Below are 21711 nucleotides of genomic sequence, written 5' to 3'. Positions count from 1 at the left end.
GTTTGCGAGGAAAAGGCGGCATTATCCCCCAGGATGACACCTCAGCAACGACTGACCTGCATAAGGATGATGAGTTCATTTATCAATTGGCCCTGTAGGCACTAATCTACAGACGGACATTTCCAGGAATCCTCCACGTGACCGACACCCCAGCGGCCCCCGAGAACGCCGCCCAGATCCGCCGCACCACGCTTTACCTGACCCTGGCCCAAGTGCCGGCCGGCCAGGTCGTCACCTATGGTCAGCTCGCCGAAATGGCGGGTCTGGGCCGCGCCGCGCGCTGGGTCGGACGAACGCTCAGCCAGTTGCCGAACGACACGAAGCTGCCGTGGCATCGAGTCCTCGGCGCCGGTGGTCGGATCAGCCTGCCGGCAGGCAGCGCCTCGGGGGACGAACAACGCGCACGCCTGCGCATGGAAGGGATCAGTGTCCTGAATAATCGTGTTGATATTCAGCGTCATGGCTGGCGCCCGGTAGAGCACAGCGGTTAGAGTGCGCGCTTTGTTTTCGCAATTTTTGAGGCAGACTCCAGCCCATGCCCCGTAAAACCTGGCGCGCCGCCCTTGCCGCCTATGCCAGTCCTTCGACGCTCGTGCTGTTGCTGCTTGGCTTCGCCGCCGGCCTGCCTTACATGCTGGTGTTTTCCACGCTGTCGGTCTGGTTGCGCGAGGCCGGCGTGGCCCGCGAAACCATTGGTTACGCAAGCCTGATCGGCCTGGCCTATGCCTTCAAATGGGTCTGGTCGCCCCTTCTCGACCAATGGCGCCTGCCATTGCTCGGCAAACTGGGGCGTCGACGCTCCTGGCTGGTGCTCTCCCAGGCCCTGGTGATCCTCGGCCTGGTCGGCATGGGCTTCTGTGACCCACAAAAACACCTGTCCTGGCTGATCGCGATTGCCGTCATCGTGGCCTTCGCCTCGGCCACCCAGGACATCGCCGTCGATGCCTACCGACTGGAAATCGCCGACGACACCCGCCAGGCCGCCCTGGCTGCCAGCTATATGTCCGGCTACCGCGTCGCCGCGTTGCTGGCCACCGCCGGCGCGCTGTTTTTCGCCGAGGGGTTCGGCTCCACCGGGTTCAGCTACAAACATTCGGCCTGGGCCGGTACGTACCTGCTGTTTGGCGTACTGATGGTCCCGGCGCTGCTGACCTCGCTCTTCATGCGCGAGCCGCCAGTACCGTTGCGTACTCAATTGCAGGCCGGGCGCTATACCTTCGTTCATCAGTTGGCTTCGGTATTCGTATTGATCGTGCTGCTGGTGTCGGTCCCGGCGATGTTCACCCAGCTCTACAACACCGACTTTGCCAGCGTGCTGTTCGAAGGCGTCAGCCTGCTCGACCTGCTGCTCCAGGACCGCGCCTTCCTGCGCGCCATCCTCTATATCATCCTGACCGCCCTGTGCCTGTCGTCCATGGGGCGTCGCGGCCTGGCGCCGGTGCTGACGCCGGTCAACGATTTTATCCTGCGCTACCGCTGGCAGGCCCTGCTGCTGCTCGGCCTGATCGCGACCTATCGGATGTCCGACACGGTCATGGGCGTCATGGCCAACGTTTTTTATATCGACCAGGGTTTCACCAAGGACCAGATCGCCAGCGTCAGCAAGATCTTCGGGCTGATCATGACCCTTGTCGGCGCCGGCATGGGCGGGCTGCTGATCGTGCGTTTCGGCATCCTGCCAATCCTGTTCATCGGCGGCGTGTCGTCGGCCGCCACCAACATCCTGTTCCTGATGCTGACGGACATGGGTGCCAACCTGAAGATGCTGATCGTCACGATCTCCCTCGACAACTTCAGCTCCGGTTTGGCCACCTCGGCGTTCGTCGCCTATCTGTCGAGCCTGACCAACCTGAAATTCTCCGCGACCCAATACGCCCTGCTCAGCTCGATCATGCTCTTGTTGCCGCGCCTGATCGGCGGGTACTCAGGGGTCATGGTGGAAAAATTCGGCTATCACGATTTCTTCCTGATCACCGCGTTGCTCGGCGTTCCGACCTTGCTGCTGATCGCCTTGCACTGGTATCAGGAGAATCGCCGAGAGGGCTCGACACCTGAATCGGCGCCAGAGTCGGAATCGCCGCCGACCCGGCCCGCTCAAGAGTTGTAGGAAATCTCAACAGGCGCCGACGAAAGCGGCGCCTGAATCCGGCGACCGGCCACGCGCCTGTACGCCAGGGCATCTCGCCCGTACAATGCTGCGTCACTTCTCGTCATCAGCAACCGACAACGGCCAACCATGCGCACCAGTCAATTTTTGCTCGCCACACAGAAAGAAACGCCTTCCGACGCCGTCGTGATCAGCCACCAGCTGATGCTGCGCGCAGGCATGATCCGCAAGCTCGCCTCCGGCCTGTACACCTGGCTGCCGATGGGCCTGCGGGTAATGCGCAAGGTCGAAGCCATCGTCCGCGAAGAAATGGACGCCGCCGGCTCTCTGGAAGTGTTGATGCCGAGCACCCAGCCGGCCGAGCTGTGGCAGGAGTCGGGGCGCTGGGAGGAATACGGCCCGGAGCTGCTGCGCATCAAGGACCGCCATGGTCGCGATTTCTGCGCGGGCCCGACTCACGAAGAAGTGATCACCGACCTGATGCGCAACGAGTTGAGCAGCTACAAGCAACTGCCAATCAACCTGTATCAGATCCAGACCAAGTTCCGTGACGAGATCCGTCCACGCTTCGGCCTGATGCGCGGTCGCGAATTCATCATGAAGGATTCTTATTCGTTCCACGCCGACCTGGCCTCGCTGCAAGTCACTTACGACCGCATGCACCAGGCGTACTGCAACGTGTTCACCCGCCTGGGCCTGAAGTTCCGCCCGGTTGAAGCCGACAACGGCTCCATCGGCGGTGCCGGCTCCCACGAATTCCATGTGCTGGCCGAGTCCGGCGAAGACGACATCGTCTTCAGTAACGGCTCCGACTACGCCGCGAACATCGAGAAAGCCGAAGCCGTGCCACGGGAAACCTCCCGCGCCGCACCGGCCGAAGAATTGCGCCTGGTAGACACGCCGAACGCCAAGACCATTGCCCAACTGGTGGAAGGCTACAACCTGCCCATCGAACGCACCATCAAGACCCTGATCGTGCGCGCGGAAGAAGAAGGCAAGCTGATTGCCCTGATCATCCGTGGCGACCACGAGCTGAACGAAATCAAGGCCGCCAACCAGCCTGGCGTCGCCAGCCCGCTGGTCATGGCCACCGATGCCGAGCTGCGCGATGCCATTGGTGCCGGTGCCGGCTCCCTCGGCCCGTTGAATCTGCCGTTGCCGATCATCATCGACCGCTCGGTGGCATTGATGAGCGACTTCGCCATCGGTGCCAACATCGATGACAAACACTATTTCGGCGTGAACTGGGAACGCGACCTGCCGGTCCCAACCGTCGCCGACCTGCGCAACGTCGTGGCCGGCGACCCGAGCCCGGACGGCAAAGGCACGCTGGAAATCAAGCGCGGCATCGAAGTCGGGCATATCTTCCAGCTGGGCGACAAGTACAGCAAGGCGATGAAATGCGAAGTGCTCGGCGAGAACGGTAAGCCGGTCACGCTGCAGATGGGCTGCTACGGCATCGGCGTGTCCCGCGTGGTGGCTGCGGCCATCGAGCAGAACAACGACGAGAACGGCATCATCTGGAGCGACACGCTGGCGCCGTTCCAGGTTGCCCTCGTGCCGCTGCGCTACGAAACCGAACAGGTTCGCGAAGCGACCGACAAGCTCTACGCCGAACTGACGGCCGCCGGCTTCGAAGTACTGCTGGACGACCGCGACAAGAAAACCAGCCCCGGCATCAAGTTCGCGGACATGGAACTGATCGGCATCCCGCACCGGATCGTCGTCAGTGACCGTGGCCTGGCCGATGGCAACCTGGAATACAAGAGCCGTACCGAGGCCGAGGCGCAAGCGCTGCCGGTCGCCGACGTGCTGTCCTTCCTTCAGGCCCGTATCCGCCGCTGAGACCAGATAGAGACGTCATGTTCAAGCGAAACACCTTAGGCCTCGGGGGCGCCGCACTGTGCGGGGCCCTGCTGGTCAGCGGCTGCGCCAACCAGATGTCGCAACGCAACGAGCACGAAGAACGGATCGAGCGCAAATTGCTCGACCATAGCCTGCAGATCGATGTGGGCGAACCCAAGGTGCTCGACCTGCCGCAGCGTCGGGTGCGGATCAACGAGCAGAAGACCTTCGAGGTCACCGAGTTCGAGGTCACTCGCCATTACGATCGCTACACGCCGTACCAGCCTTGGCGGGAGGTCTACGAGATCCCGCTGGGCGCGGTGGCGGTAGTGGCCGGCGTCGGCGCGAACGTGGTCAATGTGTTCGCCCTCGGCAGCTTGCCGGACAGTGCGACCCGCGACTGGATCAGCTACGGTTTTGCCGGACTCAATCCGTTCATGAACGTGCCTTCCAATGGCCGTGCCCAGCAGAACCTGGCAGGTATCGATGAGGTCCAGCGCGACAAACGCACGGAGCATTCGAGCCTGCCCTGGAGCGAGCGTCCGGTACAGGTGAAAGCCGCCCGGCAGACATTCGAGCTGAGCACCGACCGTAACGGCGTGTTGCGCTTGAACCTGCTGGAAAGCCCGTTCGCCGAGCATGACCTGAGCCAGTTTGGCAAACTGCAGATCAGTGTGACGGACGCCCAGGACGAGGTGCACACCGACTCATCCCTGAGCGTCAGCAGTACGTTGCGCAGCAAACTGGTCGAAGCCCACGCGTTGATCTACGACGATCTGGAAGACGACGAAGTGAGCCAATGGGTTCATCGGGTCAAGCGTCTCTCGGAGCTGGGGCTTGAAGAAGAGGCCAGCGAACTCGAACAGAGCCTGATCGAACTGACCCGCAACGATCCGGAACTGCAGGCCGAATTCATCAAGGCCCTGACCAAGGATGGCGGGCGGTTGGTGGCGGACCCGGGCGCGAGCTGACTCTGGATGCTCCCCCTGTAGTGAGGGAGCTTGCTCCCGCTGGGCTGCGCAGCGGCCCCCTGGGCACGCTACATCGCTGTATCAGGTAAATCGAGTTGCCGGGATTGGGACTGCTGCGCAGTCCAGCGGGAGCAAGCTCCCTCGCCACGGGGGTCGTTTATTTGCGCAGTGGCGGCTTTACCGCTCAAACAACTCCAACTGCTCAAACCCGCCCCGCAAGTCCTCCAGCCGCACTCCGATCCCCAACAATCGCACCGGTTTGCCGCCGCGGTTGAACGCCTGGGTCAACAGTAGCTGGTAACTGCCCAGGTCCCGCCCTGCCCCGGCCTGCTCAAGGGTGGTCTGGGTGAAGTCATGGAATTTCACTTTGACGAACGGCTTGCCCGGCCGATAGCTGCTGTCGATCCGCGCCATGCGCCCGCCCAGGGTTTCCATCAGTTCGGGCAGTTTGTCGAGGCAGCTCTGCAGATCGGGCAAATCGACGTCGTAGGTGTTTTCCACGCTGATGGATTGCCGCCGGCTGTCGTTGTGCACCAGGCGCTCGTCAATTCCACGGGCGAGGCTCCAGAGTCGCTCGCCGAAACTGCCGAATTCACGCACCAGTGCCAACTTGTCCCACTCGCGCAAGTGCTGGCAGTCAATAATCCCGAGCCTGTTCAACTTGTCGGCGGTGACCTTGCCGACGCCGTGCAGCTTGCTCACCGGCAGCGCCGAGACGAAATCTTCCACTTGGTCCGGAGTGATGACGAACAGGCCGTTGGGCTTTTTCCAGTCACTGGCGATCTTGGCGAGAAACTTGTTCGGCGCCACGCCGGCAGAAACAGTGATGTGCAACTGGTTGGAAACACGCCGGCGAATATCCTGGGCGATGCGCGTGGCACTGCCGCCGAAATGCGGACTGGCGGAGACGTCCAGATAAGCCTCGTCCAGCGACAGCGGTTCTATCAGGTCGGTGTAATCGCTGAAAATCGTCTGAATTTCCCTGGAGGCCTCCCGATAGGCGTCCATCCGCGGCTTGACGATGGTCAGGTCGGGGCAGAGCTTCAGCGCGTGGCCAGAAGACATGGCTGAGCGCACACCGTAGGCCCGCGCCTCGTAATTGCAGGTCGCGATGACCCCACGCCGGTCCGCCGAGCCACCGACCGCCAGGGGTATGCCGGCCAGCCGCGGATCATCGCGCATTTCGATCGCGGCGTAGAAGCAGTCGCAGTCGACGTGGATGATTTTGCGTTGCGTCATATAAGCAGCGGTACATGCGATGGATCGGAGCGCCAGTATCTCACTCGAACCTGTACATAGCACCAGTAGTTTGAAAGATCCTTCGACAGATCTGGAAAATGCCTACATGAATGTGTTTCTTCAATCGCAGCGAACCGCCCAATAGAGCGCCAGGCCTTGCCAGGCCTGCGTCACAGCGCTGTCACATTGCCTTGGCGCAGGCTAACCGATTGAAGCTGAACAGGTTTTTCCAGCAAAGGGGTTGACAGCCGGGCGATTCGCTGTAGAATGCCGCCACACAGACGCGGGATGGAGCAGTCTGGTAGCTCGTCGGGCTCATAACCCGAAGGTCGTCGGTTCAAATCCGGCTCCCGCAACCAAACATCAGAAAAGGCTACTCGAAAGAGTGGCCTTTTTTGTGCGCGCCTGTTTTTCCATGCCGGTGCATTCCATGTCACTACGGCCATCGCAAAACGTCGAAGTTGTAGGACGATTTCCGTTTGTTTTCGCGCATTTAGGTGAACCGGCCGTTTATTTCATCCGGCGCTCTATTAACGGTTGACAGTCCGGCGTTCGCCTGTAGAATGCCGCCACACAGACGCGGGATGGAGCAGTCTGGTAGCTCGTCGGGCTCATAACCCGAAGGTCGTCGGTTCAAATCCGGCTCCCGCAACCAAATATCAAGAAAGGCTGCTCGAAAGAGTGGCCTTTTTTGTGTGTGCCGAAAAAGCCTCATTACAAATATTTTGTAATTATTTTCCGCCGCAGGGATTGGTAACTTGGCTGGATACCCCCATCCTGTCGCGCATAGCTCAAGAGGTGATTGATGCGCGCCCACTCGTCTGACCCACAAGACACTGTCAATGCGACACAACCGATCAAGGCCGAGCGATTGCGCTGGCTGGACCGGATCAGCCAGTACCGGCAACCGATCGGCCTCGCCGTCACGCTGCTGCTGTTTGCGATTGCCTTGATCGCCTGCCGTCACCTCCTGAGCGAACTCGACCTCTACGCCCTTCACGACTCGATCCTCGAGGTGCCGAGGCCGGCGCTGCTCGGTGCGATAGCCGCCACCGTGGCCGGCTTCGTCATTCTGCTGGGCTATGAATGGTCCGCCACTCGCTACGCCGGCGTGAAGCTGCCCACCCAGACCCTGATCCTCGGCGGCTTCAGCGCGTTTGCCATCGGCAATGCGATCGGCCTGTCGCTGCTGTCGGGCGGTTCGGTTCGCTACCGCCTGTACGCCCGCCATGGCCTGGGGGCGGCGGATGTCGCCCACATGACATTGTTCGCCAGCCTGTCACTGGGTTGCGCGCTACCGCCACTGGCGGCCCTGGCGACGTTGAGCAATCTGCCTGCCGCCTCTGCCGCCCTGCACCTTCCCGCCACTTTGCTGGGGGTGATCGCCGTTGCCGTGCTGCTGCTGACCAGTGCGCTGGCCATCGGCATCTATCGCCGCCGCCTGCCGGAACAACCCTATCGGGATGCCCTGCTGGTCAAGGCCGGTCGCCGCACGCTGCGTCTGCCGGGCCGCCGTCTGACATTCCTGCAACTGATCATCACCGCGCTGGATGTCGCCGCCGCGGCAACGGTGCTCTATCTGTTGCTGCCGGAGGCGCCACCGTTCGGCCCCTTCTTGCTGGTTTACCTGCTGGCGCTCGCCGCCGGCGTCCTCAGTCATGTGCCGGGCGGCGTCGGGGTGTTCGAAGCGATCCTGCTGGCCGCGTTTGCCGACAAACTCGGGGCTGCGCCGCTGGCGGCCGCCCTGCTGCTGTATCGCCTGATCTACGTGCTGCTGCCGATGCTGGTGGCGTGCGTATTGTTGTTGATCAATGAGGCACAACGGCTGTTCCAGACCCGCCAGACCCTGCGGGCGGCGTCCGGTTTCGCGGCGCCAATCCTGGCAGTGCTGGTGTTCCTGTCTGGCGTGGTGCTGCTGTTTTCCGGCGTGACGCCGGAGATCGACACGCGCCTGGAGCACATCGGCTTCCTGATCCCGCATCGCCTGGTGGACGCCTCGCACTTTGGCGCCAGCCTGGTAGGCGTGCTGTGCCTGTTGCTCGCCCAGGGCCTGCGCCGCCGTCTGTCCGCAGCCTGGATGCTGACCACTGTCCTGTTGCTGGTGGGCGCCCTCCTCTCGCTGCTCAAGGGTTTCGACTGGGAAGAAGCCACCCTGCTGACGCTGACCGCAGCCCTGCTGGCGGTCTTCCGGCGTTCCTTTTACCGCCCAAGTCGCCTGACCGAGCTGCCCTTCTCGCCGTTGTTCCTGATTGCCAGCCTGTGCGTGCTGGGTGCGTCGATCTGGCTGCTGCTGTTTGCCTATCAGGATGTGCCCTATAGCCATCAACTGTGGTGGCAGTTCACCCTGGACGCCGACGCGCCGCGTGGCCTGCGCTCGCTGCTGGGTGCCGCGGTGCTGTTGGTGGTGGTGTCCCTGACCTGGCTGCTGCGCACCGCTCGGCCGGTGATTCATCTGCCTACGGCTGAAGAACTGGAGCGCGCCCGGACGATTCTCATGGCGTCTTCGCAACCCGACGGCGGCCTGGCCCTGACCGGCGACAAGGCGCTGCTGTTTCATCCCAACGATGAAGCCTTCCTGATGTATGCCCGCCGTGGCCGCAGCCTGGTCGCGTTGTACGACCCGATCGGGCCGACCCAGCAACGGGCGGAAATGATCTGGCAGTTTCGTGACCTTTGCGATATCTACCACGCCAGGCCAGTGTTCTATCAGGTGCGTGCCGAGAACCTGCCCTATTACATGGACATCGGCCTGACTGCGATCAAGCTGGGCGAAGAGGCGCGGGTCGATCTCAAGCGTTTTGATCTCGAAGCCAAGGGCAAGGAGATGAAGGACCTGCGCTACACCTGGAACCGCGGCACCCGTGACGGCCTGTCACTGGAGATCCATGAACCGGGCCAGGCGCCGATGGACGAACTCAAGGTTGTTTCCGATGCCTGGCTGACCGGCAAGAATGTACGCGAGAAAGGTTTCTCCCTGGGGCGATTCAGCCATGATTACCTCAAGCACTTCCGCATCGCGGTGATTCGTTTCGAGGGGCGTCCGGTGGCGTTCGCCAACCTGCTGGAAACCCATAGCCATGAGCTGGCCAGCCTTGACCTGATGCGTGCTCATCCCGAAGCCCCGAAGCTGACCATGGAGTTCATGATGGTCGGCCTCATCCAGCATTACAAAAACCATGACTACGCCCGCTTCAGCCTCGGCATGGTCCCGCTCTCGGGCCTGCAACCGCGTCGCGGCGCTCCATTGACCCAGCGCCTGGGTTCGATGGTGTTTCGCCGTGGCGAGCAGCTCTACAATTTCCAGGGCCTGCGCCGCTTCAAAGACAAATTCCAGCCTGACTGGGAACCTCGTTACATGGCCGTGCCCGCCGGACTCGATCCGCTGGTAGCGCTGGCCGATACCGCCGCCCTGATTGCGGGCGGCCTGACTGGATTGGTGAAACGCTGATGATGCAACGCTCCTGGCGATACGTAGTGGCCGCCCTGCTGGTGCTGGCGGTGATTCTCGGTGGCGGCTACTGGTACTGGAACCGCCCGGCCCCGCAACCGACCCTGGAACAACTGGAGCCGGCCGATGGCGTGCCGATGACCCGAGTCATCCCCGGCACCAAGGTACGCGCCCAGGTGCTGGTGGCGGTCAACGAGGACCAGAAGCTCAGCGACACCCAATTGACGACCCTCAGCCGCAGCGGCTCGGCGCAGATCGTCCAGGTGATCCTGCCCAAGGACTGCATGCTTCAAGGGCGCGCCTTGCAAGCCGGCCTGCGGCAGCTGCACGGCCCGGCCACGCTGGTCAGCGGCATCGGTCCCGGCGCGGTGCTGGCCTGGCGCTGGCTGGCTGAACAGAAGGACGACAAGGCCCAGGCCGTCTCGGTCGACTTGGCCCTGGAAAAACCCGGCTGCACCCACCTGCTGCCCAAAAGCGCCGCCCATGGTCGCTGGCTGGTGGCCTGGAACGATAACCCCGACGATACCAGCGCCGCTTTCGTGCGCGACCAGAAGAATGCCGAAACCAGCATCAGCGACTACGACATCAACCTGGCGCAGGTACTCAACAACGAGCTGCGCAAGATCCTGGTGGGCGCCGACAAGGGCAAGGGCGGCCTGAGCATTCCGGTGGTGGAAGTCCCCGCCAGCCAGGCCCGGGACACCGTGACGCTGTTTCTCTCCGGCGACGGTGGCTGGCGTGACCTGGACCGCGACGTGGCCGATGAAATGGCCAAGGTCGGTTACCCGGTGGTCGGCATCGACACCCTGCGCTATTACTGGCAGCACAAGAGCCCCGAACAGAGCGCGACCGACCTGACCGAGCTGATGCAACACTATCGCCAGATCTGGGGCACCAAACGCTTCGTCCTGACCGGCTATTCCTTCGGAGCCGATGTCCTGCCGGCAATCTACAACCGCCTGCCGGCGACAGAACAGCAACGGGTCGATGCGATTATCCTGCTCGCCTTTGCCCGCACCGGCAGCTTCGAAATCGAAGTCGAGGGCTGGCTCGGCAACGCCGGCACCGAAGCCGCCACCGGCCCGGAAATGGCCAAGCTGCCGGCGGAAAAAGTGGTGTGCATCTATGGCGCGGAAGAAGCCAACGAAAGTGGCTGCACCGACAAGACCGCCGTAGGCGAAGCCATAAAGCTGCCCGGCGGCCATCACTTCGATGAAAACTACCCGGCCCTGGCCAAGCGGTTGATCGATGAGATCAACAAGCGGCAGACCACACCTGCCGCGCAGTGAGCTGATACACAGCTGACAAAAAGCCCCTGCAACCTCACGGTGCAGGGGCTTTTTGTTGCCCGCTTGGTATCTCCCTGTGGGAGCGAGCTTGCTCGCGATAGCGTCCGGTCAGCTTACCTTGATGTTGAATGTCCCTGAGCCATCGCGAGCAAGCTCGCTCCCACAAGGGGCAAGGAGCAGGGAGCTCGCCTTGCTATCGGGCTTGGGCCTACATCTCCACCTGCGTACCCAGCTCGATCACTCGGTTCAACGGCAGATTGAAGAAGCGCAGGTTGCCGTTGGCGTTCTTCAGCATGAAGGCGAACAGCGACTCGCGCCAGCGGGCCATGCCTTCGAGCTTGGAGGCGATGACGGTCTCGCGGCTGAGGAAGTACGTCGTGCGCATCGGGCTGAAATCCAGTTCATCCAGATGGCATAGCTTGAGCGCCTGGGGCACGTCCGGTTCGTCGGTGAAGCCGAAATGCAGGATGACCCGGAAGAAGCCCTCGCCGTAGGCATCGACCTCGAAGCGCCGCTGCGACGGTACGCGGGGAATGTCCTCGTAGACCACGGTCAACAACACCACTTGCTCGTGCAGCACCTGGTTGTGCAACAGGTTATGCAACAGCGCGTGGGGCACAGCATCCGAGCGCGCGGTCAGGAACACCGCGGTGCCCTGCACACGATGCGGCGGCTGCACGCGGATGCTGCTGATGAAAACCGGCAACGGCAACGCACCTTCGTCCAGGCGCTCCACCAACAGTTGTTTGCCGCGCTTCCAGGTGGTCATCAGCACGAACAAGGCGATACCGGCAATGACCGGGAACGCGCCGCCCTGGATGATCTTCGGCACGTTGGCGGCGAAGTACAACCCATCTACCAGCAGGAAACCGAACAGCACCGGCACCGCTAGCAACGGCGGCCATTTCCACAACAACAGGATCACGGCGGAGACCAGGATTGTGGTCATCAACATCGTACCGGTGACCGCCACGCCATAGGCTGAAGCCAGCGCTCCGGACGACTCGAAGCCCAGCACCAGCAGCACCACGCCGACCATCAACGACCAATTCACCGCACCGATGTAGATCTGGCCCTGTTCGGCACTGGAGGTGTGCTGGATGTACATACGCGGGATGTAGCCGAGCTGGATTGCCTGGCGCGTCAGCGAGAACGCGCCGGAAATCACCGCTTGCGAAGCGATCACCGTCGCCAGGGTCGACAGGCCCACCAAGGGCAGCAGCGCCCAGCTCGGCGCCAACAGGTAAAACGGATTGCGCGCGGCTTCCGGATCGCCGAGCAGCAAGGCGCCCTGGCCGAAATAGTTGAGCATAAGGCCCGGCAGCACGAGGATAAACCAGGCGCGAGCGATCGGCTTGCGACCGAAATGCCCCATGTCGGCGTAGAGCGCCTCGGCGCCGGTCAGCGCCAGCACCACCGCGCCAAGGATCGCCACGCCCATGCCCGGATGGACGATAAAAAAACGTACGGCCCAGGCCGGATTCACCGCCTGCACCACTTCCGGATGTTGAACGATGCCATACACGCCCAAGGCGCCGAGCACGAGGAACCAGGTCACCATGATCGGGCCGAACAGGATGCCGATCCGCGCGGTGCCGTGACGCTGGATCAGGAACAACGCGACCAGCACCACCACCGAAAGCGGCACCACCCAGTGATCGATGCCTTCAAATGCCAGGCCGAGGCCTTCCACCGCCGACAGTACCGAGATCGCCGGGGTGATCATGCTATCGCCATAGAACAGCGCCGCACCGATCAGGCCGCAGATCACCAGCAACGTGCGCAACCGCGCCCTGCCGGCCGCCGCCCGCCGCGCCAGGGCGGTCAGGGCCATGATCCCGCCCTCGCCCTGGTTGTCGGCGCGCAGGACGAACATCATGTATTTGATCGACACGACCCAGATCAGCGACCAGAAAATCAGCGACAGAATCCCCAGCACCCCGTCATGGTTGACCGGCACGCCGTAGCCGCCGGAAAACACTTCCTTCAGGGTATACAGGGGGCTTGTGCCGATGTCGCCATATACCACTCCGACCGCCGCGACCAGCATGCTCAGCGGCTTCGTTGCCGAATGCTCGGCAGTCGCCGCCTGAATACTTGCATGACCCATCCAACACTCCTGATTCCCAGACCTGTCTTCTCTGTAAAGAAGCCGTACGCTTTGTGCCGCAGCATGCGCTGTTTTACGCTTTGTTACAGACGTTTTGTTGACTGTAGCAATCGCCAGAAGGCAAAGGCGCGAAGCATAGCGCAGCACTCGTCGTTTTTCCCTGCATAAAGCTGGTCAAGTGCGCCCGCCATGGATAGAATTGCGCACTTTTTGATCAGAGGCGCGTCAGGCGCCCTGTCTCGCACGAGACGATCCCCCTTATACCGAGGTTAGACATGTCCACCACTCCCGCGCCAGCCAACCCGAAGGTTGGCTTCGTATCACTGGGTTGCCCGAAGGCTCTGGTCGACTCCGAGCGCATCCTGACCCAACTGCGCATGGAAGGTTATGACGTGGTGTCCACCTACCAGGACGCCGACGTGGTAGTGGTCAACACCTGTGGCTTCATCGACTCCGCCAAGGCCGAATCCCTCGAAGTCATCGGCGAAGCCATCAAGGAAAACGGCAAGGTCATCGTGACCGGCTGCATGGGCGTGGAAGAAGGCAACATCCGCAACGTGCACCCGAGCGTGTTGTCGGTGACCGGTCCGCAGCAGTACGAGCAAGTGGTCAACGCCGTGCACGAAGTCGTGCCGCCGCGCCAGGACCACAACCCGCTGATCGACCTGGTGCCGCCGCAAGGCATCAAGCTGACCCCGCGTCACTACGCCTACCTGAAGATTTCCGAAGGCTGCAACCACAGTTGCAGCTTCTGCATCATCCCGTCGATGCGCGGCAAACTGGTCAGCCGTCCGGTCGGTGATGTACTCGACGAGGCCCAGCGCCTGGTCAAGTCTGGCGTCAAGGAGCTGCTGGTGATTTCCCAGGACACCAGTGCCTATGGTGTCGACGTGAAATACCGCACCGGTTTCTGGAACGGCGCGCCGGTGAAAACCCGCATGACCGAGCTGTGCGAAGCGCTCAGCAGCCTCGGCGTCTGGGTCCGCCTGCATTACGTCTACCCGTATCCGCATGTCGACGAGCTGATCCCGCTGATGGCCGCCGGCAAGATCCTGCCGTACCTCGACATCCCGTTCCAGCACGCCAGCCCGAAAGTGCTCAAGGCGATGAAGCGCCCGGCCTTTGAAGACAAGACCCTGGCACGTATCAAGAACTGGCGCGAAATCTGCCCGGACCTGATCATCCGCTCGACCTTCATCGTCGGCTTCCCCGGCGAAACCGAGGAAGACTTCCAATACCTGCTGAACTGGCTGACCGAAGCCCAGCTCGACCGCGTCGGTTGCTTCCAGTACTCGCCGGTCGAAGGCGCACCGGCCAACGACCTGGACCTGGACGTGGTCCCGGACGACGTCAAGCAGGAGCGTTGGGAACGCTTCATGGCGCACCAGCAGGCGATCAGCTCGGCCCGCCTGCAAATGCGCATCGGCCGTGAAATCGAAGTGCTCGTGGACGAAGTCGACGAGCAAGGCGCCGTCGGCCGCTGCTTCTTCGACGCCCCGGAAATCGACGGCAACGTCTTCATCGACAACGGCAGCAACCTCAAGCCAGGCGACAAGGTCTGGTGCAAGGTCACCGACGCCGATGAGTATGATTTGTGGGCTGAGCAGATCGGTTGATTCAGGCCTGCACTTAAAAAATCATGAAGCCCTGCTCTGTAACAAGATGCGGGGCTTTTTTACGGCTATCGTATGCAGACATAACATTTCCACCATAAGGAACAGGCGGACATGCGTCAGCATTCGGTCATCCACACACCGAAACCGAGCGATTACGAGGAATTGACCCGGGTCTGGGAAGCGTCGGTACGCGCTACCCATGACTTCCTGCCAGACAGCTACATCGAGCTGCTGAAGAACCTGGTACTCACCCGTTACCTGGACGCGGTGATGCTGATCTGTACTCGGGACCACCGTCAACGCATCACCGGGTTTGCCGGTGTGGCGGCCGGCAAGATCGAAATGCTCTTCATCGACCCGCAACACCGGGGCCAAGGCCTGGGCAAACAACTGCTGCGCTATGCCATGGAGCACCTGAACGCCAACGAGCTGGACGTCAACGAACAGAACCCGCAAGCCCTGGGCTTTTATCTCAAGCAAGGCTTTGAAGTGGTCGGGCGTTCCGCACGGGATGGCATGAACCAGCCGTACCCGTTGCTGCACATGCGCTACAAACAAGCCGACCTGAAGGCCGGACGCGGCTAAAAGCTGCCTGAGGCAAATGGACCCGCGATTAACCGGCGCCAGACAGGTACAATGCCCACCCTCTTTTTGTTACGGCCCCGTCATGACTGACCCGATTCGTCTCTCCAAACGCCTCATCGAACTCGTCGGCTGCTCCCGTCGGGAGGCTGAGCTGTTCATCGAGGGCGGCTGGGTCACCGTGGACGGCGAAGTGATCGACGAGCCGCAGTTCAAGGTCACCGGCCAGAAGGTCGAACTCGACCCGCAAGCCAAGGCCACTGCGCCGGAGCCGGTGACGATCCTGCTCAACGTCCCGGCGGGCATGGACGTCGACACCGCCATGGCAACCCTCGGACCGGAGACCCTGAGCGACGAACATCGCTTCGGCAAGCGCCCGCTCAAGGGCCATTTCCTGCGCCTGACCGCCAGCGCCGACTTGCAGGCCAATGCCAGCGGCCTGCTGGTGTTCACCCAGGACTGGAAGATCCTGCGCAAGCTCACCGCCGACGCGGCCAAGATCGAGCAGGAATACGTGGTCGAAGTCGAGGGTGAAATGGTCGCCCACGGTCTTAATCGCCTGAACCACGGCCTGACCTACAAAGGCAAGGAATTGCCTGCGGTCAAGGCCAGCTGGCAGAACGAAAACCGCCTGCGCTTCGCCATGAAGAACCCGCAACCAGGCGCCATTGCACTGTTTTGCCAGGCGGTCGGCCTGAAGGTCGTCGCTATCCGCCGCATCCGCATCGGCGGCGTGTCCATCGGCAAGGTGCCGTTGGGCCAATGGCGCTATCTGTCCGCCAAAGAAAAATTCTAGACACGACTTTACTGGCGCCGCACCGAGCTGGGGCGCCCACTGCCGATTGATCAGGACTGCACACATGATTCACAACGACGTACTGCGCAGCGTGCGCTACATGCTCGACATCAGCGACAAGAAAGTCATCGAGATCATCAAGCTGGGCGGCCTGGATGTTTCCCTGGAAGACCTGACTGGCTACCTCAAGAAAGACGAGGAAGAAGGCTTTGTGTTCTGCCCGGACCTGGTCATGGCGCATTTTCTCGATGGCCTGGTGATCTTCAAGCGCGGCAAGGACGAAAGCCGTCCGCCGCAGCCGATCGAAGTGCCGGTGACCAACAACATCATCCTGAAGAAACTGCGCGTGGCGTTCGAGCTGAAGGAAGACGACATGCACGCCATTCTCAAGGCCGCCGAATTCCCGGTATCAAAGCCGGAGTTGAGCGCGCTGTTCCGCAAATTCGGCCACACCAACTATCGCCCATGCGGCGACCAGTTGCTGCGCAATTTCCTCAAGGGCCTGACGCTGCGCATACGCGGCTGACTTTCCAGACCTCCTGGGCCTTTGTGGCGAGGGAGCTTGCTCCCGCTGGACGCGCAGCGTCCCCTCGCAGTGTGTCAGACAAAACAGGGGGGCTGCTTCGCAGCCCAGCGGGAGCAAGCTCCCTCGCCACAGAGAACAGTGCCAACCTGGCCCTTCGCGTTATGATGTCTTTTCAACCTCGCTCCGATTCCAACCCATGACCTACAACGTTTCCCCCATCGGCTTCGTCCGCTCCTGCTTCAAGGAGAAGTTCGCCATTCCGCGCCAGCCACACCTGGCCCCGGCCGCGCGTGGCGTGCTGGAGCTGGTGGCGCCGTTCGACCAGGGCGAAGCGGTGCAGGGCCTGGAGCAGGTCAGTCATGTCTGGCTGCTGTTCCTGTTCCACCAGGCCCTGGAGGAAAAACCACGATTGAAGGTGCGTCCGCCCCGACTGGGCGGCAACAAGTCCATGGGCGTATTCGCCACCCGCGCCACCCATCGCCCCAACGGCATCGGTCAGTCAGTGGTGAAGCTGGAACGGGTCGAAGCGGGTCGGCTGTGGATTTCGGGCATCGATCTGCTGGACGCGACGCCAGTGCTGGACATCAAGCCCTACGTGCCCTACGCCGACATCATCGGCTCGGCGACGAACAGCATCGCCAGCGCAGCGCCTGCATTGATTCCGGTGCAATGGGCGGACTCAGCCCTGCTTCAAGCCCGCGAGCATGCCCTGCGCCTCGAAGAGCCCTTGGTGGAGTTGATCGAACAATGCCTGGCCCAGGATCCACGTCCGGCGTATCAGGTCCCCGCAGCCGAACGGGAATACGGCGCGCAGTTCTGGGACCTGGATGTGCGCTGGCATTATCCGCAGCCGGGATTGATCCGGGTACTGGAAGTGATCCCGGCGCAGGAATAATCGCCGGAAACGAAAAAGCCCGCGCGGCCTGGATGAGGCGGCGCGGGCTTTTTTTTGTGGGCTGTCTGCTGGACCGAGTCGCCTTCTTCGCGAGCAGGTTCGCTCCCACAGGGTTTTGTGTTGAATCAAATCTCTGGAACAACACAAATCAACTGTGGGAGCGAGCTTGCTCCGGGCGGCGATCCGACGAAGGCGATCGGTCAGCCACCGCATGAACCGCGACTTATTTCTCTACAAACGCCCGCTCGATCAGGTAATCACCCGGCTCACGCATACGCGGCGAAACGGTCAGGCCGAAGCTGTTGAGCACTTCGCTGGTCTCGTCGAGCATGCTTGGGCTGCCGCACAACATGGCGCGGTCGTCCTGCGGGTTGATCGGTGGCAGGCCGATGTCGCGGAACAGCTTGCCGCTGCGCATCAGGTCGGTCAGGCGGCCTTCGTTCTCGAAGGGCTCGCGGGTCACGGTCGGGTAGTAGATCAGCTTTTCGCGGAGCGCTTCGCCGAAGAATTCGTTCTGTGGCAGATGCTCGGTGATGAATTCGCGGTAGGCGACTTCATTGACGTAACGCACGCCGTGGCACAGGATCACTTTCTCGAAACGCTCGTAGGTTTCCGGATCCTGGATCACGCTCATGAATGGCGCCAGCCCGGTGCCGGTGCTGAGCAGATACAAATGCTTGCCAGGCTTGAGGTCGTCGAGCACCAGCGTGCCGGTAGGCTTCTTGCTGATGATGATCTCGTCGCCTTCCTTCAGGTGCTGCAGCTGGGAAGTCAGCGGACCGTCGGGAACCTTGATGCTGAAAAATTCGAGATGCTCTTCCCAATTCGGGCTGGCAATCGAGTAAGCGCGCATAAGCGGGCGGCCGTTGGGCTGCTGCAGGCCGATCATCACGAACTGACCGTTCTCGAAGCGCAGGCCCGGATCGCGGGTGCACTTGAAGCTGAACAGAGTGTCGTTCCAGTGATGAACACTGAGGACACGCTCGTGGTTCATGTTGCTCATGTACGGGGGACTCCTGGAAATGATGCCTGCGCCGATAATCTGCGCAATTGCATCGCATTCTAATGGCGGCGACAATATCTGTTAAATGGATTATTAAGATAAGGGTTATCGGTTATATCGATATGCGATTTACTCTACGTCAACTTCAAGTCTTCGTCGCCGTCGCCCAGCAGGAAAGCGTGTCCCGTGCCGCGGGCCTGCTCAACCTGTCGCAGTCGGCCGCCAGCACTTCCATCACCGAATTGGAGCGCCAGTCCAGCTGCCAGCTCTTCGACCGCGCCGGCAAACGCCTGAGCCTCAACGCCCTCGGCAAGCAATTGCTGCCCCAGGCAGTGGCGCTGCTGGACCAGGCCAAGGAGATCGAAGACCTGCTCAACGGCAAGTCCGGCTTCGGTTCACTGGCGGTCGGCGCCACCCTGACTATTGGCAATTACCTGGCGACCCTGCTTATCGGCGGCTTCATGCAGCGCCATCCGGAAAGCCAGGTGAAGCTGCATGTGCAAAACACCGCCAATATCGTGCACCAGGTTGCTCACTATGAAATTGATCTGGGTCTGATCGAAGGCGACTGCAGCCACCCGGACATCGAGGTGCAGAGCTGGGTCGAGGATGAATTGGTGGTGTTCTGCGCGCCCCAGCATCCATTGGCCAAACGCGGCCAGGCGACAATGGAGGAGTTGACCCGCGAAGCCTGGATCCTGCGGGAACAGGGCTCCGGCACCCGCCTGACCTTCGACCAGGCCATGCGTCACCACCGTAGCGCGTTGAATATCCGCCTGGAGCTGGAACACACCGAAGCGATCAAGCGCGCCGTGGAGTCCGGCCTGGGGATAGGCTGTATCTCGCGCCTGGCCCTGCGTGACGCTTTTCGCCGCGGCAGCCTGGTGGCCGTGGAAACCCCGGACATGGATCTGTCGCGGCAATTTTATTTCATCTGGCACAAACAGAAATACCAGACATCGGCCATGCGTGAGTTTCTTGATCTGTGCCGGGCGTTCACCGCTGGGGTGCAGCGTAGCGACGAGATCGTCCTGCCCGCCATCGCCTGAAACTCAGAGCAGTATCAGGCCCCAAACCAACGCGATCATCGTCAGGGCGACCAACTGGGCGGCGCTGCCCATGTCCTTGGCATTTTTCGACAGTGGGTGCAGCTCCAGGGAAATGCGGTCGATGGCCGCTTCCACCGCGGAGTTCAGCAACTCCACGATCAGGGCCAGCAGGCACACCGCGATCAGCAAGGCCTGCTCGACGCGGCTGACGTTAAGGAAGAACGACAGCGGAATCAGGATGACATTGAGCAGCACCAGTTGACGGAAAGCGGCTTCGCCAACGAACGCCGCACGCAGGCCGTCCAGGGAATAGCCGGAGGCATTGAGGATGCGTTTCAGGCCGGTTTGGCCTTTAAAAGGTGACATAAGGTAGGCACTGATCGAAAGGAATGGAGAAGCTAATGGAACCGCAGTCAAAAAAGCGTGAATTCAGACACTACGACTGCGGCGAAATTGACTCGAGTTGTTGCAGCAACAAGGCCGCCTGCGTTCGGGTGCGCACGTTGAGTTTACGAAAGATCGCCGTAACGTGGGCCTTGATAGTCGCCTCGGACACATTCAGCTCATAGGCAATCTGCTTGTTCAGCAGGCCTTCGCAGACCATGGTCAGCACCCGGAATTGCTGCGGCGTGAGGCTGGCCAGCCCTTCGCTGGCGGCCTTGGCTTCCGCGGAAACACTCACCGCCTCGAACGCCTGGGGCGGCCAGGATACATCGCCATCGAGGACGGCCTTCACAGCCCTCTGGATCATTTCCAGTGAACTGGACTTGGGGATGAACCCGCTGGCGCCGAACTCGCGGGCCTTGACCATCACCGAGGCCTCTTCCTGGGCCGAGACCATCACCACCGGAATTTGCGGGTATTGCCCACGCAACAGCACCAGGCCAGAAAAACCATACGCACCGGGCATGTTCAGATCCAGCAGCACCAGGTCCCAGTCGGCCTTTTCAGCCAATCGGCTTTCCAGTTCCGCGATGCTGGCCACCTCCGTCAACCGGACATCCGAGCCAAGGCCCAGGGTCACTGCCTGATGCAACGCGCTGCGAAAAAGCGGGTGGTCATCGGCAATCAGGATTTCGTATGTGGCCATTTTTCAAATGATCCTGTTTTTTTAGTGGCAGGCCCGATGCATTCGCGCCTCGCCAAACAACTCAAGACACCGCCAAGCAGCGGCATCCACAGGGGGCATGTTCAACGCCAATCACAGCGTTTCAAACTCCAGCCGCACCCTGGTCGGCGCCCAGCATGCCCAGCGAAGCCGGGGTGGTCAAGCAGCACGGTCACGGCCTTATCCAGTATGGGCCACTACTCGGCCAACAGCGCAGGAGCCGCGCGAACGAAGGGTTGCAGCTCGGCATGGGCCGGCGTGGACTCGTTCACCTCCTGCTGGCGCTTGGCGCCGAGGTAATGCTGGCTGAACACATCGAAGTAGGCGTCCAGGGCCGACGCCGCGTCGCTGTCCCCCGCCAGTTCCAGGCACAGCGCCGCCACTTCGGCGGTACACAGGTGTTCGCTGCGGGTCGAGCGACGCAAGCGATAACGAGACAACTTGTCGGGCAACAGGCTCAGAATGGGCAATCGGTCGAAATACGGGCTTTTACGAAACATCTTGCGCGCTTCCGTCCAGGTCGCGTCCAGCAGAATGAACAACGGACGCTTGCCCTGATCGAGCGCCACCGTGTGGGTGACACGGGACGGTTCGACATACTCGCCTGGAAACACCAGATAAGGCTGCCATTGCGGGTCATTCAGCAAAGCCAGCAATTGCCCGTCGACCTCGGTACGCGACCAGATGAAGGCATGGTTGTCGCGCACCACATCGGCGATCAGCCAACCGGTATTGCTCGGCTTGAAGACTTCTTTGTTGGTCATGATCAGGCAGACCCCGGAACGGGTCTCGACGCTCGGGCGCCAGGCACACAGGCAATGGCTTTCGATCACCCGACACGCGCTACAACGAGGCGCGCGCCAGCCACGGGCCTGGAGCGGCTTGATGCCCTCGTCGACGCGCTGGTCGCGCAGGCGGGCTACGGCGTTGGGGGCATGGATCATAGCGGGCGACGCCCACGGACAAGAGAACTCGACACGAACAACACTCGGCAGGACAACAAAGCCCGGCAGTCTACCAGAGCGCGCAAGCCTGTACCGTCTACCCGGGCTCCCCTATAATCGCCGCCACTGAACGCACAGTCACGTGACCGGTCGAACCCCCTGTCACTGAACCAGGAGAGTTTC

General features: G+C 61.6%; 18 protein-coding genes and 2 tRNA genes. 14 read left to right on the top strand and 6 right to left on the bottom strand.

Annotated features, from left to right (window positions below):
• Positions 1-128 precede the first annotated feature (128 nt).
• From J3P84_RS06590 to J3P84_RS06575, 4 genes are all read left to right on the top strand, one after another.
• The gene (locus J3P84_RS06590; RefSeq protein ID WP_434631171.1) at positions 129-491 is read left to right on the top strand and encodes an MGMT family protein; all 363 of its coding nucleotides are present in this window, start codon (positions 129-131) and stop codon (positions 489-491) included.
• A 44-nt stretch (positions 492-535) separates the two neighbouring features.
• The gene (locus J3P84_RS06585; protein WP_434572208.1) at positions 536-2107 is read left to right on the top strand and encodes an AmpG family muropeptide MFS transporter; all 1572 of its coding nucleotides are present in this window, start codon (positions 536-538) and stop codon (positions 2105-2107) included.
• A gap of 129 nt (positions 2108-2236) precedes the next feature.
• The gene (locus J3P84_RS06580; protein ID WP_434628812.1) at positions 2237-3952 is read left to right on the top strand and encodes a proline--tRNA ligase; all 1716 of its coding nucleotides are present in this window, start codon (positions 2237-2239) and stop codon (positions 3950-3952) included.
• 17 nt (positions 3953-3969) lie between these two features.
• The gene (locus tag J3P84_RS06575; protein ID WP_434572207.1) at positions 3970-4923 is read left to right on the top strand and encodes a hypothetical protein; all 954 of its coding nucleotides are present in this window, start codon (positions 3970-3972) and stop codon (positions 4921-4923) included.
• 177 nt (positions 4924-5100) lie between these two features.
• Here the strand turns inward: J3P84_RS06575 and dinB are convergent, their stop codons facing one another.
• Positions 5101-6162: a DNA polymerase IV gene (gene dinB, locus J3P84_RS06570; protein ID WP_434572205.1), complete on the bottom strand. Its 1062-nt coding sequence runs from the start codon at positions 6160-6162 to the stop codon at positions 5101-5103.
• 282 nt (positions 6163-6444) lie between these two features.
• On the opposite strand from dinB, the gene J3P84_RS06565 reads away from it, so the two are divergent.
• The 4 genes from J3P84_RS06565 to J3P84_RS06550 all read left to right on the top strand — a co-directional run bounded on the left by J3P84_RS06565 (position 6445) and on the right by J3P84_RS06550 (position 10899).
• A tRNA-Met gene (locus J3P84_RS06565) sits at positions 6445-6521 on the top strand.
• Positions 6522-6740: 219 nt separating this feature from the next.
• Positions 6741-6817 (top strand) — tRNA-Met (locus J3P84_RS06560).
• Between the two features lie 150 nt (positions 6818-6967).
• Positions 6968-9610: a bifunctional lysylphosphatidylglycerol flippase/synthetase MprF gene (gene mprF, locus J3P84_RS06555; protein WP_434628809.1), complete on the top strand. Its 2643-nt coding sequence runs from the start codon at positions 6968-6970 to the stop codon at positions 9608-9610.
• A complete protein-coding gene (locus J3P84_RS06550) occupies positions 9610-10899 on the top strand; it encodes a virulence factor family protein (protein ID WP_434628807.1) in 1290 nt (429 codons plus the stop codon). Before mprF ends, J3P84_RS06550 begins: the two co-directional genes overlap by 1 nt.
• Before the next feature lie 208 nt (positions 10900-11107).
• Here the strand turns inward: J3P84_RS06550 and J3P84_RS06545 are convergent, their stop codons facing one another.
• On the bottom strand, positions 11108-12949 hold the full coding sequence (locus J3P84_RS06545; protein ID WP_434631168.1) for a potassium transporter Kup: 1842 nt from the start codon (positions 12947-12949) through the stop codon (positions 11108-11110).
• 335 nt (positions 12950-13284) lie between these two features.
• On the opposite strand from J3P84_RS06545, the gene rimO reads away from it, so the two are divergent.
• The 5 genes from rimO to tsaA all read left to right on the top strand — a co-directional run bounded on the left by rimO (position 13285) and on the right by tsaA (position 17424).
• The gene (gene rimO / locus J3P84_RS06540; protein WP_434572201.1) at positions 13285-14625 is read left to right on the top strand and encodes a 30S ribosomal protein S12 methylthiotransferase RimO; all 1341 of its coding nucleotides are present in this window, start codon (positions 13285-13287) and stop codon (positions 14623-14625) included.
• 111 nt (positions 14626-14736) lie between these two features.
• Positions 14737-15210 carry a GNAT family N-acetyltransferase gene (locus tag J3P84_RS06535; protein WP_434628805.1) on the top strand — a complete coding sequence of 158 codons (474 nt, stop codon included), beginning with the start codon at positions 14737-14739 and terminating at the stop codon, positions 15208-15210.
• Positions 15211-15292: 82 nt separating this feature from the next.
• Complete coding sequence (locus J3P84_RS06530) at positions 15293-16003, top strand: rRNA pseudouridine synthase (RefSeq protein ID WP_434628803.1); 711 nt, start codon at positions 15293-15295, stop codon at positions 16001-16003.
• A 64-nt stretch (positions 16004-16067) separates the two neighbouring features.
• Positions 16068-16529, top strand: coding sequence for a DUF1456 family protein (locus tag J3P84_RS06525; protein WP_434628801.1), 462 nt, complete (start codon positions 16068-16070; stop codon positions 16527-16529).
• Positions 16530-16725: 196 nt separating this feature from the next.
• Positions 16726-17424: a tRNA (N6-threonylcarbamoyladenosine(37)-N6)-methyltransferase TrmO gene (gene tsaA, locus J3P84_RS06520; RefSeq protein WP_434572196.1), complete on the top strand. Its 699-nt coding sequence runs from the start codon at positions 16726-16728 to the stop codon at positions 17422-17424.
• A gap of 223 nt (positions 17425-17647) precedes the next feature.
• On the opposite strand, the gene fpr is transcribed toward tsaA, so the two are convergent.
• Positions 17648-18427: a ferredoxin-NADP reductase gene (gene fpr / locus J3P84_RS06515; protein ID WP_003198368.1), complete on the bottom strand. Its 780-nt coding sequence runs from the start codon at positions 18425-18427 to the stop codon at positions 17648-17650.
• 122 nt (positions 18428-18549) lie between these two features.
• On the opposite strand from fpr, the gene J3P84_RS06510 reads away from it, so the two are divergent.
• Positions 18550-19476: a LysR family transcriptional regulator gene (locus J3P84_RS06510; protein ID WP_434628799.1), complete on the top strand. Its 927-nt coding sequence runs from the start codon at positions 18550-18552 to the stop codon at positions 19474-19476.
• Positions 19477-19479: 3 nt separating this feature from the next.
• Here J3P84_RS06510 and J3P84_RS06505 read toward each other — a convergent pair whose 3' ends face one another.
• From J3P84_RS06505 to J3P84_RS06495, 3 genes are all read right to left on the bottom strand, one after another.
• Positions 19480-19842: a diacylglycerol kinase gene (locus J3P84_RS06505; protein ID WP_305499171.1), complete on the bottom strand. Its 363-nt coding sequence runs from the start codon at positions 19840-19842 to the stop codon at positions 19480-19482.
• Positions 19843-19912: 70 nt separating this feature from the next.
• The gene (gene erdR, locus J3P84_RS06500) at positions 19913-20566 is read right to left on the bottom strand and encodes a response regulator transcription factor ErdR (RefSeq protein ID WP_434628797.1); all 654 of its coding nucleotides are present in this window, start codon (positions 20564-20566) and stop codon (positions 19913-19915) included.
• Positions 20567-20781: 215 nt separating this feature from the next.
• On the bottom strand, positions 20782-21528 hold the full coding sequence (locus J3P84_RS06495) for a tRNA-uridine aminocarboxypropyltransferase (RefSeq protein WP_434628795.1): 747 nt from the start codon (positions 21526-21528) through the stop codon (positions 20782-20784).
• Positions 21529-21711: the final 183 nt, after the last annotated feature.

Source organism: Pseudomonas sp. Z1-29, assembly GCF_051131995.1.
GTDB lineage: Bacteria > Pseudomonadota > Gammaproteobacteria > Pseudomonadales > Pseudomonadaceae > Aquipseudomonas.
The sequence above is the reverse complement of the archived record's forward strand: the minus strand, read 5'-3'. Positions and strand labels throughout refer to the sequence as shown.

What these genes read in the sequence shown, in the direction of transcription:
- J3P84_RS06505 (WP_305499171.1), bottom strand. Translation starts at nt 19,842, where the DNA reads ATGTCACCTTTTAAAGGCCAAACCGGCCTGAAACGCATCCTCAATGCC.
- J3P84_RS06495 (WP_434628795.1), bottom strand. Translation starts at nt 21,528, where the DNA reads ATGATCCATGCCCCCAACGCCGTAGCCCGCCTGCGCGACCAGCGCGTC.
- J3P84_RS06535 (WP_434628805.1), top strand. Translation starts at nt 14,737, where the DNA reads ATGCGTCAGCATTCGGTCATCCACACACCGAAACCGAGCGATTACGAG.
- tsaA (WP_434572196.1), top strand. Translation starts at nt 16,726, where the DNA reads ATGACCTACAACGTTTCCCCCATCGGCTTCGTCCGCTCCTGCTTCAAG.
- erdR (WP_434628797.1), bottom strand. Translation starts at nt 20,566, where the DNA reads ATGGCCACATACGAAATCCTGATTGCCGATGACCACCCGCTTTTTCGC.
- J3P84_RS06580 (WP_434628812.1), top strand. Translation starts at nt 2,237, where the DNA reads ATGCGCACCAGTCAATTTTTGCTCGCCACACAGAAAGAAACGCCTTCC.
- fpr (WP_003198368.1), bottom strand. Translation starts at nt 18,427, where the DNA reads ATGAGCAACATGAACCACGAGCGTGTCCTCAGTGTTCATCACTGGAAC.
- J3P84_RS06575 (WP_434572207.1), top strand. Translation starts at nt 3,970, where the DNA reads ATGTTCAAGCGAAACACCTTAGGCCTCGGGGGCGCCGCACTGTGCGGG.
- J3P84_RS06525 (WP_434628801.1), top strand. Translation starts at nt 16,068, where the DNA reads ATGATTCACAACGACGTACTGCGCAGCGTGCGCTACATGCTCGACATC.
- rimO (WP_434572201.1), top strand. Translation starts at nt 13,285, where the DNA reads ATGTCCACCACTCCCGCGCCAGCCAACCCGAAGGTTGGCTTCGTATCA.
- dinB (WP_434572205.1), bottom strand. Translation starts at nt 6,162, where the DNA reads ATGACGCAACGCAAAATCATCCACGTCGACTGCGACTGCTTCTACGCC.
- J3P84_RS06510 (WP_434628799.1), top strand. Translation starts at nt 18,550, where the DNA reads ATGCGATTTACTCTACGTCAACTTCAAGTCTTCGTCGCCGTCGCCCAG.
- J3P84_RS06585 (WP_434572208.1), top strand. Translation starts at nt 536, where the DNA reads ATGCCCCGTAAAACCTGGCGCGCCGCCCTTGCCGCCTATGCCAGTCCT.
- mprF (WP_434628809.1), top strand. Translation starts at nt 6,968, where the DNA reads ATGCGCGCCCACTCGTCTGACCCACAAGACACTGTCAATGCGACACAA.
- J3P84_RS06545 (WP_434631168.1), bottom strand. Translation starts at nt 12,949, where the DNA reads ATGCTGGTCGCGGCGGTCGGAGTGGTATATGGCGACATCGGCACAAGC.
- J3P84_RS06530 (WP_434628803.1), top strand. Translation starts at nt 15,293, where the DNA reads ATGACTGACCCGATTCGTCTCTCCAAACGCCTCATCGAACTCGTCGGC.
- J3P84_RS06550 (WP_434628807.1), top strand. Translation starts at nt 9,610, where the DNA reads ATGATGCAACGCTCCTGGCGATACGTAGTGGCCGCCCTGCTGGTGCTG.